The organism is Actinomycetospora flava (genome assembly GCF_037400335.1).
Taxonomy (GTDB): Bacteria; Actinomycetota; Actinomycetes; order Mycobacteriales; family Pseudonocardiaceae; genus Actinomycetospora; species Actinomycetospora flava.
In genome coordinates this window covers 121,029-136,522 of sequence record NZ_JBBEGM010000006.1, presented here as the reverse complement: position 1 = coordinate 136,522, position 15,494 = coordinate 121,029, and the positions used below count along the sequence as shown (strand labels likewise).

The window sequence follows — 15,494 nt, the reverse complement described above, 5'->3', positions numbered from 1 at the left end:
GACGTGCCGTTCGACGCCGTCGGCGAGCTCGCCGCGCAGCCCGGCGGGCAGGAGCTCAGCGCGCTGGTCGCCCGCGTCCAGCGGGTCGACCCGGAGGTCCTGCACGGCGTGGGTCGCGGGCTGGCCGCGATGGCCGAGGGCGTCGACGGATCGCTGCGGTCGCTCGACCGTCACGGTGACGAGGTCCGGACCGCCTGGCAGGGGCGGGGCGCCGAGGCGCTGACCGGCCATCTCGACGACCTCGGGCGTGCCGGCGATCGCACGCTCGAGGCGACCGGTCTGGTGCTCGCGCGGATCGACGGCGCTGGTCAGGAGCTCGCGGGCATGCGGCGGGAGATCGACGCCCACGTCTCGCGCGCCCTCGACGCGGCCCGCCGGGCGCGGGCCGCGGCGCTCGCCGACCCGGCCCGCGCCCCGTTCGCCGACCAGCTCGCCGCGCAGGCCATGATCGAGCCGACCGCGGCCGCGCGCGCCGCCGTCGCCCGCGCCGAGACGATGCTCGGCGACGCCGCGGCCGCCGTGCGCGAGCTCGCCGGCGACCTCACCGCCTTCTCCCGGCTCCCGACCCCGGACACGCGCGCAGCCCCGGCCGCCACCGTCCCCGCATTCAGCGACCCGAGCGGCGGCGCCCAGGGCATCGACATCTCCGGCGGTCGCGACGGGTCCGGCGACTTCACCGACACGTCGTCGCTGGATTCCTCGGGGAGCGCGTCCTCGGACGACGCGTGTGACACCGGGGCCGGGTTCGACGACGAAATTGCTTCGATTTCCGAAGCATCTGACGAGGAGGATTCGGTCACCGGGACGTCGGCCGACCTGGACGATGCTTCGAGTTCCGAAGCGTCTGCCGGCGATGACTCGTTCACAGGGACGTCGGCCGATCTCGACGATGCCGGGGCTGACGGCTCCGACGAGGGAGATGCTTCGGATTCCGAAGCGTCCGCGGACGATGACTCGTTCACGGGGACGTCGGCGGATCTCGACGAGGCTGGGGCTGACGGCTCCGATGAGGGAGATGCTTCGATTTCCGAAGCGTCCGCGGACGATGACTCGTTCACGGGGACGTCGGCGGATCTCGACGATGCCGGGTCTGACGGCTCCGATGAGGGAGATGCTTCGATTTCCGAGGCGTCTGCGGACGACGACTCGTCCGGCGACGACGACTCGTCCACCGGCTCGTCGGCCGATCGGGACGCCGCCGGCGATCTCGACGATGCTCAGGATTCCGAAGCATCCGATGACGACGACTCGTCCACCGGGACGTCGGCCGACCTCGACGCGGACGCCGACGACGCGGACGCCGACGACGGGGACGCCGACGACGGGGACGCCGACGACGGGGACGCCGACGACGGGGACGCCGACGACGGGGACGCCGACGACGGGGACGCCGACGACGCCGACGACGCCGACGACGCGGACGAGTCCGACAACGGCGCCGACTCCGACGATGCTTCGGTTTCCGAAGCATCCGATGCGGGTGACCCCGCCGCCGATGCCGATTTCCCCGCCGACGACGTGCCCGACGCCGACCGCGACGCTGAGGACCGCAACACCGGCGACCGCGACGCGGAGAACGGAGCCGTGACCAGCGCGTCGACCGGCTCCGGCGAGGCGACGGACCCGAGCGCCGGGCCCGCCGACGCCGCGACGCCGACCGGCGGGCCGGAGGGCGAGGTCGGGGACTGGATCCGCGAGGCGATGGCGATCCTGCAGGCCGAGGGCGTGTCGGTGGACAAGATGGACCCGGACGACATCGCGACGATCATCGAGCACGAGTCCGGCGGCGACCCCGAGGCGATCAACAACTGGGACTCGAACGCCGACAAGGGCACGCCGTCGCAGGGCCTCATGCAGACCATCGGTCCGACGTTCGACTCCTACAAGCTCGACGGCCACGGGGAGATCACCGCGCCGGTCGACAACATCATCGCCGGCGTCCGGTACGCGATCGCCCGCTACGGCTCGGTGTCGGAGGTGCCCGGCGTCGAGGCCGTGGCGCGCGGCGACGCCTACGTCGGCTACTGACGCGGGTTCTCCCGAACGGCACCCGCGACCGCGCCGGCGCCCCTACCGTCGACGCATGGCCGGTCTCGACTACGACACCCGCGCGCTCGAGGAGGCACGTACCGCCGTCGCGGGCGAGGCGGCCCGCATGCCGGGGCTCGCGGACCAGCTCGGGACCGTGCCTCCGGCTTTCGGCGATCTCGCGGCGTCGGCGGCCCTGACGGACGCGCTCGCGGCGCTGACGCAGGCGCTGACCACCGATCTGGATGCCGCCGGCGCCCGCCTCGGCGAGGCGGACCGCGCCCTCGACGCGACGATGCGCCACATGCAGGAGACCGAACGGGCGGTCGCCGACTCCCTCACGCCGGCCGGGAACTGAGCCGTGCCGGGCGACGTCGAGGGCCAGCTCGCGGCCGAGCCCGCCGCGGCCGAGCTCGCGGGCCTCGCAGCCCGGGTGCGCGCGGCCGACCCGGGAGCCGTTCGGGCCGCCGCCGGGCAGGTGGCCTCGGTCGGCGACGGTGTCGAGGCGTCGGTGCGCACGGTCGGTCGCGGGGCGGCGGCGGTCGAGGGCCGCTGGGAGGGCGAGGGCGCGGCGGCGTTCGGCGGGTGGGTCGACGCGTTCGGGAAGGCCGGCGAGCGCGACCGGCAGGCGATCACGGACGCCGGCACGGCCCTCGAGCAGATCGGGGCGACGCTCGAGGGCGTGCAGCGGGAGGTCGACCGGCAGGTGTCACAGGCCCTCGCCCTGGCCGGCGCGGCGCGGGCCCGGGCGGCTGCGACCCCCGACGCGCCGCCCGGCCTCGCCGACGGCATGGCCGGCGAGGCGGTGCGCGCACCGACCGAGGCGGCGCGCGCCGCGGTGGCGCGCGCGGACGCCGAGCTGGCGGGAGCTGCGACGCGCCTGCGCGCGATCACCGAGGGCCTCACGGCGTTCACGACGCTCGCCGGGCCGGACGCCGCGACGATGGCGCCGCCGCCCGGGTTCCCGCTGACCTGGCGTCCGCTCGAGACGCCCGCGGCGACGGACGGGACCGGTGACGCCACCGGCGGAGGAACGAGCGACGGCGGGACGGGCGGGACCTCGGCCTCCGCCGGGGACGGCGGCGTCACCGGCACGGGCGGTGCCCCGCTCCCGACCGGGACCGGCAAGGTCCCGCCCGGCGACGTCGGCGACTGGATCCGCCAGGCCATCGCGATCCTGCAGGCCAACGGGGTGCCGCCGGACAAGATGGACCCCGCCGCCATCGCGACGATCATCGAGCGCGAGTCCGGCGGCGATCCGAACGCGGTGAACAACTGGGACTCGAACGCCGACAAGGGCACGCCGTCGCAGGGCCTGATGCAGACGATCGGTCCGACCTTCGACGCGCACAAGCTGCCCGGGCACGACGATATCCGGAACCCGATCGACAACATCATCGCCGGCGTCCGCTACGCGATCGAGCGCTACGGCTCGGTGTCCCAGGTGCCGGGGGTGGTGGCGGAGGCGAAGGGCGAGCCGTACGTCGGCTACTGAGGTCATGTCAGGGTGACGAGGTGACGACTCTGGCGCGCCTCGGCCCGGCGGTGCGGGCGACGGTCCCCCCGTTCCACGTGATGGACGTCTGGGCGGCGGCGGGGGAGCGCGCGCGGACGCACGGCGACCTCGTCAACCTCTCCGCGGGCCAGCCCTCGACGCCGGCACCGGTCGACGTCCGTGCCGCGGCCGCGCGGGCCCTCGACGAGCAGATCCTCGGGTACTCCAGCTCGCTCGGGACCGTCGAGCTCCGCGACGCGATCGCGGCGCACCACCGCACCCGCTACGGCGACGACTCGGTGGCCCGGGAGGACGTCGTCGTCACCACCGGAGGGTCGGGCGGCTTCCTGCTCGCCTTCCTCGCGGCGTTCGACGCCGGCGACACCGTGGTCCTGGCCCGCCCCGGCTACCCCTGCTACCGCAACATCCTCGCCGCGCTCGGGTGCGAGGTCGTCGAGCTGCCCTGCGGCGAGGAGACCCGGTTCCAGCCGACCGTGGCGATGCTCGAGGCGATGGATCCCCCGCCGAAGGGTCTCGTGGTCGCGAGCCCCGCCAACCCCACCGGCAGCGTCATCGAGCCCGACGAGCTGGCCGCCCTCGCCCGGTGGTGCGAGGAGCACGGCGTCCAGCTCATCAGCGACGAGATCTATCACGGCATCGAGTACGGGGACGCGCCGCCGACCGCGAGCGCCTGGAGCACCTCGCGCGAGGCGATCGTCGTGACCTCGTTCTCGAAGTACTGGTCGATGACGGGGTGGCGGCTGGGCTGGCTGCTCGTGCCGGAGCGGCTGCGCCGGGCGGTGGATGTGATCGCCGGCAACTTCACCGTCTGCCCGCCGGTGCCGGCGCAGTACGCGGCGCTGAGCGCGTTCACCCCGGCGTCGCTGGCCGAGGCCGACGGGCACGTGGAGCGCTACGCCCTCAACCGCCGGCTCCTGCTCGACGGGCTCCCGGGGCTCGGCGTGACCCGGCTCGCGCCCGCCGACGGCGCGTTCTACGTCTACGCCGACGTCGCCCACCTCACCGACGACACCCTCGCGTTCGGGCAGCGGATGCTCGCCGAGACCGGCGTCGCCGTGGCCCCGGGCATCGACTTCGACCCGATCGACGGCCACTCCTGGATCCGCCTGTCGTTCGCCGGGGCGACCGCGGACGTGCGCGAGGCGATCGATCGACTCGGACGCTGGTTCCCGACGCTCTAGGGGCTTACTCTCCGTGGCCATGGAGCCGGACGACGAGCCGCGGTTGGAGGCCTGGGAGCGGCGCACCGACTACCCGCTGACCGGGCTCGCGGTGCTCTACCTCGCGGTCTACGCCGTCCAGGTGCTCGCGACCCGTCCGGGTCAGGCGTCGTGGTGGTGGCTCGACGCGGCGCTGTGGGCGGTGTGGGCGGTGTTCGTCGTCGACTACGTCATCCGGATCACGCTGGCGCGGCGCAAGGGGCGGTTCATCGTCCGCCATCCGCTCGACCTGCTCGTGGTCGCGGCGCCGTTCTTCCGGTTCCTGCGCCTGCTGCGGCTGGTCGCGGCGATCTCGGTGCTGGGGCGGGTGCTGCGCGACGACTTCCGCGGCCGGGTCGGCAGCTACCTGCTCGTCTCGATCACCCTGCTCAGCGTGGTCGCCGCGCTCGGGGTGTTCGAGGCCGAGCGCTACGCCCCGGAGGCGTCGATCCTGACCTTCGGCGACGCGCTGTGGTGGGTGCTGACGACGATCACGACGGTCGGCTACGGCGACCTGTCCCCGGTGACGACCGAGGGCCGGCTCGTCGCCGCGGGCCTGATGCTCGCGGGGATCGCGGTGCTGGGCACCGTGACCGCCGCGATCGCGACGTGGTTCCTCGAACAGGTCGGGGCGCGCGACGCGTCGGAGGCCGTGGCGGCGCCGCCCCGGGCGGACCCGGCGGACCTGCGGCACGCGGAGCTCCTCGCCGAGCTGCGCGACCTGCGCCGGCGCCTCGACGTCCTCGAGTCCGCGCCCGACCGACCCGCGGAGTCCGCGCCGAGCTGACGTCACCGGCGTGTCGCGCCGGCGAGCATGTGGCGATCCTGACGTCAGACGCCAGCGATGCCGCATCGCTGGCACACGCCGCGCCCCTGGCAACGCTCAGGTCGGGAGCGGCACCGATGCGGCGCGGTCGAGGACGGCGGCGATGTCGGCGTCGTCGGCGTCGCGGTGGGTCACGAACCGCACGCCGGGCCCGAAGGGGACCGCGCGCACGCCGACCTCCAGCAGCGCCGCCACGAGGGGCCCGGGCGCGGCGGTCGGCACGAGGACGATGTTCGTGTCCGGGGCGATCACCGGCCACCCGAGCGCTTCCAGGCCCGCGGCGAGGCGGGCGGCGCGGGCGTGGTCGGCGGCGAGGTCGCCGGCCTGGTCGAGCGCCACGAGGCCCGCCGCGCCGATCACGCCGCCCTGGCGCACGCCGCCGCCGAGCATCTTGCGCAGCCGCCAGGCGCCGTCGACGAACGCCGCGGAGCCGGCGACCACCGAGCCCATCGGCGCGCCCAGGCCCTTGGACAGGCACACGCTCACGGTGTCGACACCCGCGGTCAGCGCGGCGACGGGGACGTCGAGCGCCGCCGCGGCGTGCCAGATCCGCGCGCCGTCGAGGTGCACGGCCAGGCCCGCGTCCCGGGCCGCCGCCACCAGCGCGCGGTGCTCGTCGACCGGCGTCACGGCCCCGCCGGCGCCGTTGTGCGTGTTCTCGAGGCACAGCAGCGAGGTGCGCAGGCCGAAGTAGGGACCGGCGTGCCCGGCCGCCGCCAGCACCGCGCCCGGCGACGGCCGTCCCGGGCCGCCGTCGTGCGCCAGCGGCGCCGGCAGCCCGCCCGCGAGCCACGCGGACGTGCCGAGCTCCGCCTCGAGGACGTGCGCACCGACGGGCGCGAGGAACCTGTCACCGCGTGTCAGGTGGTGCATCAGGGCGATCGTGTTCGCCATGCACCCGGTCGGCGTCCAGAGCGCGGCCTCGACGCCGAGCAGGTCGGCGACGCGGTCCTGCAGCTTCGCGAGGGTGGGGTCGCCGTCGAGGACGTCGTCGCCGACGTCGGCGGTCGCCATCGCCTCCCGCATCGCGCGCGACGGCTTCGTGACGGTGTCGGAGCGCAGGTCGATGCTGCGCTCGTGAGTGGTTCGGGTCGTCATGACGACCCAGAACACTCACGTGGCGGAGCCATCATCGCGGCAGCTTCACCACCGAGACGAAGAAGTCGTCGATCTGGCGGATGACCTCGATGAACCGCTCGAAGTCGACCGGCTTGGCGACGTAGGCGTTGGCGTGCAGGTTGTAGCTGCGCAGGATGTCCTCCTCGGCCTGCGAGGTGGTCAGCACGACGACCGGGATGCTGCGCAGCGTCTGGTCGTTCTTGACCTCCTCCAGCACCTGGCGCCCGTCCTTGCGGGGCAGGTTGAGGTCGAGCAGGATCAGGCCGGGGCGCGGGGAGCCCGCGTACTCGCCCTCGCCGCGCAGGAACGCGAGCGCCTCGACGCCGTCGGAGACGACGTGCAGCTGGTTGCGCAGCTTGTGGTGCTCGAACGCCTCCTGGGTCATGAGGACGTCGCCGGGGTCGTCCTCGACGAGCAGGACGTGGATCTCGGTGATCGGATCGGTCACGGCACGACCTCCGGGTCGATGTCGGTGCTGGTCGGGGGCAGGACGGGCAGGGCGACGACGAAGACGGTGCCCGGGCCCTCCGAGGGCTCGAGCCACATCGCGCCCTCGTGGTGCTCGACGATCTTGCGGCACATCGCCAGCCCGATCCCGGTGCCGGGGTAGGCGTCCTTGGCGTGCAGGCGCTGGAAGATGACGAAGATCCGCTCGGCGTACTCGGCGTCGATCCCGATGCCGTTGTCGCGGAAGCGGATCAGCCAGCGTTCCGGGTCGTCGGGGTCGTGCTCGGCGTCGACGCGGAGGACCGGCGGGTCCTCGCCGCGGAACTTCACCGAGTTCCCCAGCAGGTTCTGGAACACGGTCGTGAGCAGCGCCGGCTCGCCGAGGACGGTCGGCAGGTCGCCGTGCTCGACGCGGCCCTCGGCGTCCTCCAGCGCGCGCCCCACGTTCTCGGCCGCGCGGTCGACGAGCTCGCCGAGGTCCACCGGTCGCCTCGGCTCGCCCTGGCGCCCGACGCGGGAGAACGCGAGCAGGTCGTTGATCAGCACCTGCATGCGCTTCGCGCCGTCGGTGGCGAACTCGATGTACTGGTCGGCGCGCTCGTCGAGCTGGCCCTGGTACCGGCGCTGGAGGAGCTGACAGAAACTGGCCACTTTCCGCAGCGGTTCCTGCAGGTCGTGCGAGGCGACGTAGGCGAACTGCTCGAGATCGGAGTTGGAGCGCGCCAGCTCGCGGCTGCGGCTGTCGAGCTCCTGGCGCGCCTGCTCGGTGTCGGCGAGCTCGCGGACGATGAGCACGCGCATCGCCTCGACGTCCTCGCCGAGCTCGGTGATCTCGCGCGGGCCGGCGGCGCCGACGGAGTGCTCGAGGTCGCCGTCGGCCACCTCGCGGACCTCCCGCGCGAGCCGGTGGGTCGGCGCCACGACCACGCGGCGCAGCCACAGCAGCAGGCCGGCGATGCCGAGCCCGAGCCCGACCAGGGTGACGACGCCGACGGTGGTGAGCAGGGCCGCGGCGCCGTCGAGGTTGTCCCGGGCGTCGTCCCGCTGCGCGAACAGGCGGTTCCGCTGGGCCTCGAGCGCCCCGCGGACCTGGTCGAAGGCGACCTTGCCGACGTCCGGCGACGGGGTGGGCGTCCCTGCGGCGACGGCGGCGAGCACCGGGTCGGCGTACACGGCGCGCCAGCGGGTGGTCGCGGCCTCGACGGCGGCGACGTCCCCGAGCAGGTCGGCCTGCGCCGCGCCGAGCCGGCGGAGCTCGGCGATGAGCCGCGCCTCGTCCGCCCGGCCGCGCTCGTAGGGCGCGAGGAACTCCGGGTTCGGGGCCAGGGCGTAGCCGCGGACGCCGGTCTCCTGGTCGACCGTCGCGGCGTCGAGCTGCTGGGCGGCCAGCAGGGCGGGGTCGAGCCGGTCGACCAGCTCGACGCGCCGCTCGCTCAGCACCAACAGGGTGGTGACGCCGATGATGCTGGCGATCACCAGCAGCGCGGCCACGATCGCGCCCGTGACCGCGAGGATCCGGCCCAGCGACCAGCGGCTCAGCCCCCGCTTCTCGCCCCGGCGGGGACGGGGGAGCAGGCGCCGGGCCCGCCGGGCCGGTGCCGCCTGAGAGGTGGCCACGGGCGCGTCCGTCGTCGGTGCCGTCACCGGTCGGACACCAGCAGCACCGCCGCGACGTCGTCGGTCCGCGCCGTCGACAGGGTCCGCACGCGCTCCATCACGGCGTCCAGCATCGCCGCCGGGTCGTCACGCCACGGCGTCGGCCCCGTGGTGACCTCCCGCAGCAGCGCCTGCAGGCCGTCGGTCCACAGCACCTCGCCGTTCTCCTGGCGGCCCTCGATGAGCCCGTCGGTGTAGAGCATGAGCGCCCACTTGGGCGGCAGCTCCACCTCCAGCGACGGCCACGTGCGCCCCGCGCCGATCCCCAGCGGCACGCCGAGGCGCTCGGTGGAGAGCAGGTGGGTGTCGTCGCCCTCGCCGACCAGCGCGGGCGGCGGGTGGCCGGCGAGCCGCAGCGTCAGGCGTTCCCGGGCCTCGTCGACGGTCGCGGTGGCCAGCGTGGTGAACAGCGTCGGGTGGCTGCGCTCGCTGACGAGCAGCTCGTGCATCGTCGGCAGCACCCGGTCGGGGTCGATGCCCGAGAGCACGAGGGTGCGCCAGGCGATGCGCAGGCTGACGCCGAGCGCGGCCTCGTCGGGCCCGTGCCCGCAGACGTCGCCGATCACCGCGTGCAGGAGGCCGTCGGAGCTCTCGACGACGTCGTAGAAGTCGCCGCCCAGCAGCGTCTGCTCGGTGCCGGGCTCGTAGCGGGCGAGGATGTGGATCGCGGGGTCGTCGAGCAGCGGGGTGGGGAGCAGGCCGCGCTCGAGGCGGGCGTTCTCGTCGGCGCGCAGCTGGGCGTCGCGCAGGGCCCGGCGCACCGAGTCGCTGCGGCGGCGCTCGACGGCGTAGCGCACGGCGCGCGCGAGCGTCGGGCCGTCGACGGCGTCCTTGACCAGGTAGTCCTGCGCGCCGACACCCACCGCGTCGGCCCCGAGCGCCTCGTCGCGGCGCCCGGTGAGCACGAGCACCGCGGGGCCGTCGACGTGCAGCAGGCGGCGCAGGCCCTCGAAGCCGTGGGCGTCGGGCAGGGCGAGGTCGAGCAGCACGCAGTCGAGGGCCCCGTCGATGCCGTCGAGGAGCGCCTCGGCCTCGGCCAGCGAGGTGGCGCGGTCGAGGTCCACGACGAGGTCGGCGTCGGCGAAGTGCTCGGTGACGAGGACGGCGTCGGCGTCGTCGTCCTCGACGAGCAGCACCCGCAGGGGGCCGGACGCGTCAGGGTCCACCGGCTCCATCCCGTCCCCCCTTCCTGCTCCTCGTCCGCCGAGGGACTGCTCGATCCCTGCTCACGGGTGCCTCGACCGTAGTAGGCCCGGATGCCCGGACCGGGTGCGGTCACCGTCGTGTGCGCCGACCGGCCCGTAGGCTCGGCCGAGTGAGTGCTCCGACGGTCCCGAACGTGCTCGCCGCGCGCTACGCCTCCCCCGAGCTGACCGGGCTGTGGTCGCCCGAGCGGAAGATCGTCCTCGAGCGCGAGCTGTGGATCGCGGTGCTCTCCGCGCAGCGCGAGCTCGGCGTGGACGTACCCGACGGCGTGCTGGAGGACTACCGCGCCGTGGTGGACCGTGTCGACCTCGTGTCGATCGCGGCCCGCGAGCGGGTGACCCGCCACGACGTCAAGGCGCGCATCGAGGAGTTCGACGAGCTCGCCGGCCACCAGCACGCCCACAAGGGCATGACCAGCCGCGACCTCACCGAGAACGTCGAGCAGCTGCAGATCCGCGACTCCCTGCGCCTCGTCGCCGACAAGACCGTCGCGGTGCTCGCCCGGCTGGCCCGCCGCGCGGGGGAGAACGCCGAGCTCGTCATGGCCGGGCGCAGCCACAACGTCGCCGCCCAGGCCACGACGCTGGGCAAGCGCTTCGCGAGCGCCGCCGACGAGACGCTCGTGGCCTACCGGCGCGTCACCGAGCTGATCGAGCGCTACCCGCTGCGCGGGATCAAGGGCCCGGTCGGCACGGCGCAGGACATGCTCGGGCTGCTCGGCGGCTCCTCGGAGAAGCTGGCGGAGCTGGAGCGCCGCGTCGCCGGGCACCTCGGGTTCAGCGAGGTCCTCACCAGCGTCGGCCAGATCTACCCGCGCTCGCTCGACCAGGACGTGCTCACCGCGCTGGTCCAGCTCGCGGCCGGCCCGTCCTCGCTGGCGACCACGATCCGGCTCATGGCCGGGCAGGAGCTCGTGACCGAGGGCTTCCAGGCCGGCCAGGTCGGCTCGTCGGCGATGCCGCACAAGATGAACACCCGCTCCTGCGAGCGCGTCAACGGGCTCGCGGTGGTGCTGCGGGGCAACGCGGCGATGGTCGGCGAGCTCGCGGGCGCGCAGTGGAACGAGGGCGACGTGTCCGACTCGGTCGTGCGCCGGGTCGCGTTGCCCGACGCGTTCTTCGCGATCGACGGGCTGCTGGAGACGATCCTCACCGTGCTCGACGAGTTCGGCGCCTACCCGGCGGTGATCGCCCGCGAGCTCGACCGCTACCTGCCCTTCCTCGCCACCACCGCGGTGCTCATGGCCGCCGTGCGCGCCGGGGTCGGCCGCGAGACCGGGCACGAGATCATCTCCGAGCACGCCCGCGCGGTGGCCCTGGACATGCGCGAGAAGGGCGCCGAGGGCAACGACCTGCTCGCCCGGCTCGGCGCCGACGCCCGCCTCGGGCTCTCGTCGGCGGACCTCGACGCCGCCGTCGGCGACCCGCGCGCCTTCGTCGGGGCCGCGGAGGCGCAGATCGCCGAGATCGCCCGCCGCGTCGACGCGATCGTCGCGGACCGTCCCGACGCGGCGGTCTACACGCCGGCCCCGATCCTGTAGCGAGGGTCGAGCTCCCCTCCGGTCCGTCTCCCGTAACCTGCCCGCCCGTGGTCTCGCTGAGCTCGTACCGGCACCTCGCGTCCGGCAAGGTCCGGGACCTCTACGAGGTCGACGACGAGACCCTGCTGCTCGTCGCGTCCGACCGGATCTCGGCGTTCGACCACGTCCTGAGCACGCCGATCCCGGACAAGGGCCGCGTGCTGACGGCGATGAGCGTGTTCTGGTTCGAGCTGCTCGGCGGGGCCGACGTCGCCTCGCCGCCGGTCGCGCACCACCTGGTCGCCGCGCGTGACGAGCGCATCCCCGAGGAGGTCCGCGGGCGCGCGCTGCTCGTGCGCCGCCTCGAGATGATCCCGGTCGAGTGCGTCGCGCGGGGCTACCTCGCGGGCTCGGGCACGACCGACTACCGCCGCGACGGCGCGGTCTGCGGCGTCCCGCTGCCCGACGGGCTCACCGAGGCGAGCATGCTCCCGTCGCCGATCTTCACGCCGGCGACGAAGGCGGCGCAGGGCGAGCACGACGAGAACGTCAGCTTCGAGGTCGTCGCCGAGACCGTGGGCCGCGAGCTCGCCGGCGCGCTGCGCGACCAGACCCTGGCGATCTACGCCCGCGGCTCGGCCTACGCGGCGTCGCGCGGGCTGATCCTCGCCGACACCAAGCTGGAGTTCGGGCTCTCACCCGAGGGCGCACTGGTGCTCGGCGACGAGGTGCTCACCCCGGACTCGTCGCGGTTCTGGCCCGCCGAGGGCTACGCGCCGGGCTCGGTGCAGCCGAGCTTCGACAAGCAGTACGTCCGCGAGTGGCTCACCTCGCCCGCCTCCGGGTGGGACCGTCACTCCGGTGAGGCCCCGCCGCCCCTGCCCGACGACGTGATCATGGCCACGCGCGAGCGGTACATCGAGGCCTACACGCGCCTCACCGGCCGGGAGTGGCCCCCCGCGGTCTGAGCCGTGCGCTGGGCCGACGCGCTTCGCCGACCCGAGCCGCCCTGTTCATCCCCCCGTCGCACGGACGGCACCTCCGGCTGGCCTCATGGGGGACATGGCTGCCGCCCGTCTGCTCGTGTCCGTGTCCGGCCTGGGGCCCGGCGCGCCGCTCGACGCGGCCGTCGCGCTCGCGGACGCCCTCGACGCCCGCCGCGTGCCCGCGACCTGGCTGGTCGGGCCGCGCCCGCACCCCGAGGTCGCCTCTTGGGCGACCGCCCGCCGCCGGGTCGGCGAGGCGGTCCTGCTGCACGGCACGCGTCCTGATGCCGAGTCCGGCCGCCCGTACCGCCGGCTGCCCGCGCACGAGGCCGGCCTGCGCCTCACGGCCGCGCTGCGCTCCCGCGACGCCCTCGCTCTCGCGGTCGACGGGTTCGCCGCGCCGGGCTGGGCGGTCTCGGCGGGCACGCGCACGGCGCTCGCCGCGGCGGACCTCGGCCTGCTGGTCGACGACGCCGGCGTGCACCGCCTCGCCGCCGACGGCGCCGTGCGCACGTCCTGGCGCGGGCCGGTCGCCGGCGTCGAGGCCCGACGGGCACCGCGCCGGCGCGTCGAGCCGGACCTCGTGCACCTGGCGCTGCCCGTCGGCGTGCCCCTCGCGACCGCCGAGGCGCTGGTCGACGCGGCCCTGGACAGCGGCGCCACCCCGCTCGGGGCGGGCGAGCTCGTGCCCCGCCGCGGCCCGCGCCGCCCGCGCGTCGCCGGCGACCCGGAGAACTGGTCGATCACGGCCTGATGCCTGCGGCAGGTGAGTGATACGGGTCGTCATGACCACCCGTATCACTCACGTGGCGAAGCCCTCCCCCCGCGGCGCGACGTGGACCTCGGTGCCCTGCGGGGCGAGGTTGCGGAACATGCCGTAGTGCAGCTCGGGGTTCGCGAGCACGGCCTCGTGGATCGGGACGGCGAGCCGCGGGGCGACCGCGCGCAGGTAGTCGACGGCCTCGGAGAGCTTGAGCCACGGCGCCGCGGTGGGCAGGAGCAGCACATCGAGGGTGCGCTCGGGCACCGTGAAGGCGTCGCCGGGGTGCAGCACGGTGCCGTCGACCAGGTAGCCGTTGTTGCGGATGCGCGGGATGTCCGGGTGGATCACGGCGTGGTCGTGGCCGACGACCTCGATGCTCGCGCCGCCGACGGTGAACGTCTCGCCGGGCTCGCGGACCGTGTGGGCGATGTCCCGCTCGCGGAGCTGCTCGGCGGTGCCGGGGTCGACGATCAGCTCCGCGCCGGGGTTGCGTTCCAGCAGCGCGGGCAGCTCGTCGACGTCGAGGTGGTCGAAGTGCTGGTGGGTGATCAGCACGGCGTCGAGGCCCTCGAGCGTCTCGTAGCCCTGCGAGAAGGCGCCGGGATCGAACAGGAGGCGGGCCGAACCGGTGTCGGCGACGACGCACGCGTGGCCGAGGTGTGCGAGTTCCACGCCACCCCGGTACCCCGCGGCAGCCCCGGTAACCTGGACGGCGTGGCACGCGTGATCGTCGATGTCCTGCCGAAGGCCGAGATCCTCGACCCGCAGGGCCAGGCCGTGGCCCGGGCGATGGGTCGCCTGGGGGTCGACGGCGTCGCCGACGTCCGTCAGGGCAAGCACTTCGAGCTCGAGGTCGACGACACCGTCGGCGACGCCGAGCTCGAGCACATCGCCGGCACCCTGCTGGCCAACCCGGTGATCGAGGAGTGGGTCGTGCGGAGGGTGTCGTGACGCGCATCGGGGTCATCACCTTCCCCGGCACGCTCGACGACGTCGACGCCGCGCGCGCCGTGCGCTACGCCGGCGCCGAGGCGGTCGGCCTGTGGCACGACGACGCCGACCTGCGCGGGGTCGACGCCGTGGTCGTTCCCGGCGGGTTCTCGTACGGCGACTACCTGCGCGCCGGCGCGATCGCCGCCCGCTCGCCGGTGATGGGCCCGGTCGTCGAGGCCGGGCGCGCCGGGATGCCCGTGCTCGGGATCTGCAACGGGTTCCAGATCCTCTGCGAGGCCGGTCTGCTGCCCGGCGCGCTCGTGCGCAACCACGGCCTGCGGTTCGTCTGCCGCGAGGTCGGGCTGCGCGTGGAGGCCGACACCGCCTGGACCTCGGGGTTCACGGTCGGCCAGGAGATCACCGTGCCGCTGAAGTCGGGCGAGGGCCGCTACGTCGCCGACGCCGCGACGCTCGACGCGCTCGAGGCCGAGGGCCGCGTGGTGTTCCGCTACACCGAGCCCGCGCCCAACGGCGCGCTGCGCGACATCGCGGGCATCAGCTCGGCCGACGGCCGCGTCGTCGGCCTCATGCCGCACCCCGAGCACGCCATCGACGGCCTCACCGGCCCGGGCACCGACGGGCTGGGCCTCTTCACCTCGGTGTTGCAGCAGCTCACGGAACCTGCCGCGTCGACGGCGGCGCGGGTGTGACGAAGGAGCGACCGCGGGGCCGACCGTTGCGGGGGCCTACGGCAGCAGCGTGACGCGGAGCTCCCACAGGTCGGCGTAGACCAGGAGCATCCGCCCGCCGAGGTGCAGCACGAGGCCACGCATCTCGTCGGGGCGCTCGACGTGGGTGAGCAGGCGCGAGACGTCCTCGATGGCCTCGCCGACGACCTCGTCGAACGGCTCGTCCATCGACACGTCGCGGCCGCCGGGCTCCGACGGCTGGGCCGCGGGGAGCAGCGGCACGACGGTGTCGCCCCGCGCGCCGGGCGCGAGCGCGAGGACGACGACCCCGCCGGCGCCGTCGTCGACGAGGAGCTCGAGCATCCCGGCGGACGCGTCGACGTGCGGGCGCACGCTCTCGGGTACGCGGCCCGCGAGCTCGAGGTCGTGACGGCGGACGCCGAGGAGCTCGCGGTCGAGGACGAGGTGGAGCCGGGCGAGGGCGTCGCCGGCTCCCGGCGTGCCGGCCGCGTCACCGGAGGCCGATCCGGTCGCCGAGGAGACGGAGGCGGTGGTCATGGCTCCATGATGTATCGAGGGTCCGACACCCCCGGGATTTGCCGACACG

General features: G+C 74.7%; 16 protein-coding genes. 10 read left to right on the top strand and 6 right to left on the bottom strand.

Annotation, left to right across the window (positions count from 1 at the left end; all coding sequences use genetic code 11):
- Positions 1-3: 3 nt before the first annotated feature.
- The 5 genes from WCD58_RS15915 to WCD58_RS15895 all read left to right on the top strand — a co-directional run bounded on the left by WCD58_RS15915 (position 4) and on the right by WCD58_RS15895 (position 5,530).
- Entirely contained in the window at positions 4-2,028 is a 2,025-nt protein-coding gene (locus WCD58_RS15915; protein ID WP_337704036.1) for a transglycosylase SLT domain-containing protein, read from the top strand.
- 55 nt (positions 2,029-2,083) lie between these two features.
- Positions 2,084-2,386: a hypothetical protein gene (locus WCD58_RS15910; RefSeq protein WP_337704035.1), complete on the top strand. Its 303-nt coding sequence runs from the start codon at positions 2,084-2,086 to the stop codon at positions 2,384-2,386.
- Between the two features lie 3 nt (positions 2,387-2,389).
- Positions 2,390-3,523 (top strand): transglycosylase SLT domain-containing protein, encoded by a 1,134-nt coding sequence (locus WCD58_RS15905; RefSeq protein ID WP_337704034.1) that lies wholly within the window; start codon positions 2,390-2,392, stop codon positions 3,521-3,523.
- An 80-nt stretch (positions 3,524-3,603) separates the two neighbouring features.
- Entirely contained in the window at positions 3,604-4,725 is a 1,122-nt protein-coding gene (locus WCD58_RS15900; protein ID WP_337704255.1) for a pyridoxal phosphate-dependent aminotransferase, read from the top strand.
- Between the two features lie 19 nt (positions 4,726-4,744).
- Entirely contained in the window at positions 4,745-5,530 is a 786-nt protein-coding gene (locus WCD58_RS15895; protein ID WP_337704033.1) for a potassium channel family protein, read from the top strand.
- A gap of 96 nt (positions 5,531-5,626) precedes the next feature.
- On the opposite strand, the gene WCD58_RS15890 is transcribed toward WCD58_RS15895, so the two are convergent.
- The 4 genes from WCD58_RS15890 to WCD58_RS15875 are packed head-to-tail and all read right to left on the bottom strand — an operon-like array spanning position 5,627 to position 9,957.
- Positions 5,627-6,667: a threonine aldolase family protein gene (locus WCD58_RS15890; protein ID WP_337704032.1), complete on the bottom strand. Its 1,041-nt coding sequence runs from the start codon at positions 6,665-6,667 to the stop codon at positions 5,627-5,629.
- Positions 6,668-6,698: 31 nt separating this feature from the next.
- Entirely contained in the window at positions 6,699-7,136 is a 438-nt protein-coding gene (locus WCD58_RS15885) for a response regulator (protein ID WP_337704031.1), read from the bottom strand.
- On the bottom strand, positions 7,133-8,752 hold the full coding sequence (locus tag WCD58_RS15880) for a sensor histidine kinase (RefSeq protein ID WP_337704030.1): 1,620 nt from the start codon (positions 8,750-8,752) through the stop codon (positions 7,133-7,135). Before WCD58_RS15880 ends, WCD58_RS15885 begins: the two co-directional genes overlap by 4 nt.
- A gap of 23 nt (positions 8,753-8,775) precedes the next feature.
- A complete protein-coding gene (locus tag WCD58_RS15875) occupies positions 8,776-9,957 on the bottom strand; it encodes a PP2C family protein-serine/threonine phosphatase (RefSeq protein ID WP_337704029.1) in 1,182 nt (393 codons plus the stop codon).
- A gap of 149 nt (positions 9,958-10,106) precedes the next feature.
- Between WCD58_RS15875 and purB the strand changes: the two genes are divergently transcribed.
- The 3 genes from purB to WCD58_RS15860 all read left to right on the top strand — a co-directional run bounded on the left by purB (position 10,107) and on the right by WCD58_RS15860 (position 13,256).
- Complete coding sequence (gene purB, locus WCD58_RS15870) at positions 10,107-11,537, top strand: adenylosuccinate lyase (protein WP_337704028.1); 1,431 nt, start codon at positions 10,107-10,109, stop codon at positions 11,535-11,537.
- A gap of 47 nt (positions 11,538-11,584) precedes the next feature.
- Positions 11,585-12,484 carry a phosphoribosylaminoimidazolesuccinocarboxamide synthase gene (locus WCD58_RS15865; RefSeq protein ID WP_337704027.1) on the top strand — a complete coding sequence of 300 codons (900 nt, stop codon included), beginning with the start codon at positions 11,585-11,587 and terminating at the stop codon, positions 12,482-12,484.
- Between the two features lie 94 nt (positions 12,485-12,578).
- A complete protein-coding gene (locus WCD58_RS15860; protein WP_337704026.1) occupies positions 12,579-13,256 on the top strand; it encodes a DUF2334 domain-containing protein in 678 nt (225 codons plus the stop codon).
- 48 nt (positions 13,257-13,304) lie between these two features.
- Here WCD58_RS15860 and WCD58_RS15855 read toward each other — a convergent pair whose 3' ends face one another.
- A complete protein-coding gene (locus tag WCD58_RS15855) occupies positions 13,305-13,937 on the bottom strand; it encodes an MBL fold metallo-hydrolase (protein WP_337704025.1) in 633 nt (210 codons plus the stop codon).
- A gap of 42 nt (positions 13,938-13,979) precedes the next feature.
- On the opposite strand from WCD58_RS15855, the gene purS reads away from it, so the two are divergent.
- Both purS and purQ read left to right on the top strand, forming a co-directional pair.
- Complete coding sequence (gene purS / locus WCD58_RS15850) at positions 13,980-14,216, top strand: phosphoribosylformylglycinamidine synthase subunit PurS (RefSeq protein ID WP_337704024.1); 237 nt, start codon at positions 13,980-13,982, stop codon at positions 14,214-14,216.
- Positions 14,213-14,908, top strand: a complete 696-nt coding sequence (gene purQ / locus WCD58_RS15845; protein WP_337704023.1) for a phosphoribosylformylglycinamidine synthase subunit PurQ — start codon at positions 14,213-14,215, stop codon at positions 14,906-14,908. The genes purS and purQ overlap by 4 nt, the downstream gene beginning before the upstream one ends.
- A gap of 36 nt (positions 14,909-14,944) precedes the next feature.
- On the opposite strand, the gene WCD58_RS15840 is transcribed toward purQ, so the two are convergent.
- Positions 14,945-15,445, bottom strand: coding sequence for a hypothetical protein (locus WCD58_RS15840; protein WP_337704022.1), 501 nt, complete (start codon positions 15,443-15,445; stop codon positions 14,945-14,947).
- Between the last annotated feature and the right edge of the window lie 49 nt (positions 15,446-15,494).

Bases quoted from the DNA above. Each gene is read 5' to 3' on its own strand.
- WCD58_RS15910 (WP_337704035.1), top strand. From the start codon at position 2,084: ATGGCCGGTCTCGACTACGACACCCGCGCGCTCGAGGAGGCACGTACC.
- WCD58_RS15900 (WP_337704255.1), top strand. From the start codon at position 3,604: ATGGACGTCTGGGCGGCGGCGGGGGAGCGCGCGCGGACGCACGGCGAC.
- WCD58_RS15895 (WP_337704033.1), top strand. From the start codon at position 4,745: ATGGAGCCGGACGACGAGCCGCGGTTGGAGGCCTGGGAGCGGCGCACC.
- WCD58_RS15890 (WP_337704032.1), bottom strand. From the start codon at position 6,667: ATGACGACCCGAACCACTCACGAGCGCAGCATCGACCTGCGCTCCGAC.
- WCD58_RS15860 (WP_337704026.1), top strand. From the start codon at position 12,579: ATGGCTGCCGCCCGTCTGCTCGTGTCCGTGTCCGGCCTGGGGCCCGGC.
- WCD58_RS15840 (WP_337704022.1), bottom strand. From the start codon at position 15,445: ATGACCACCGCCTCCGTCTCCTCGGCGACCGGATCGGCCTCCGGTGAC.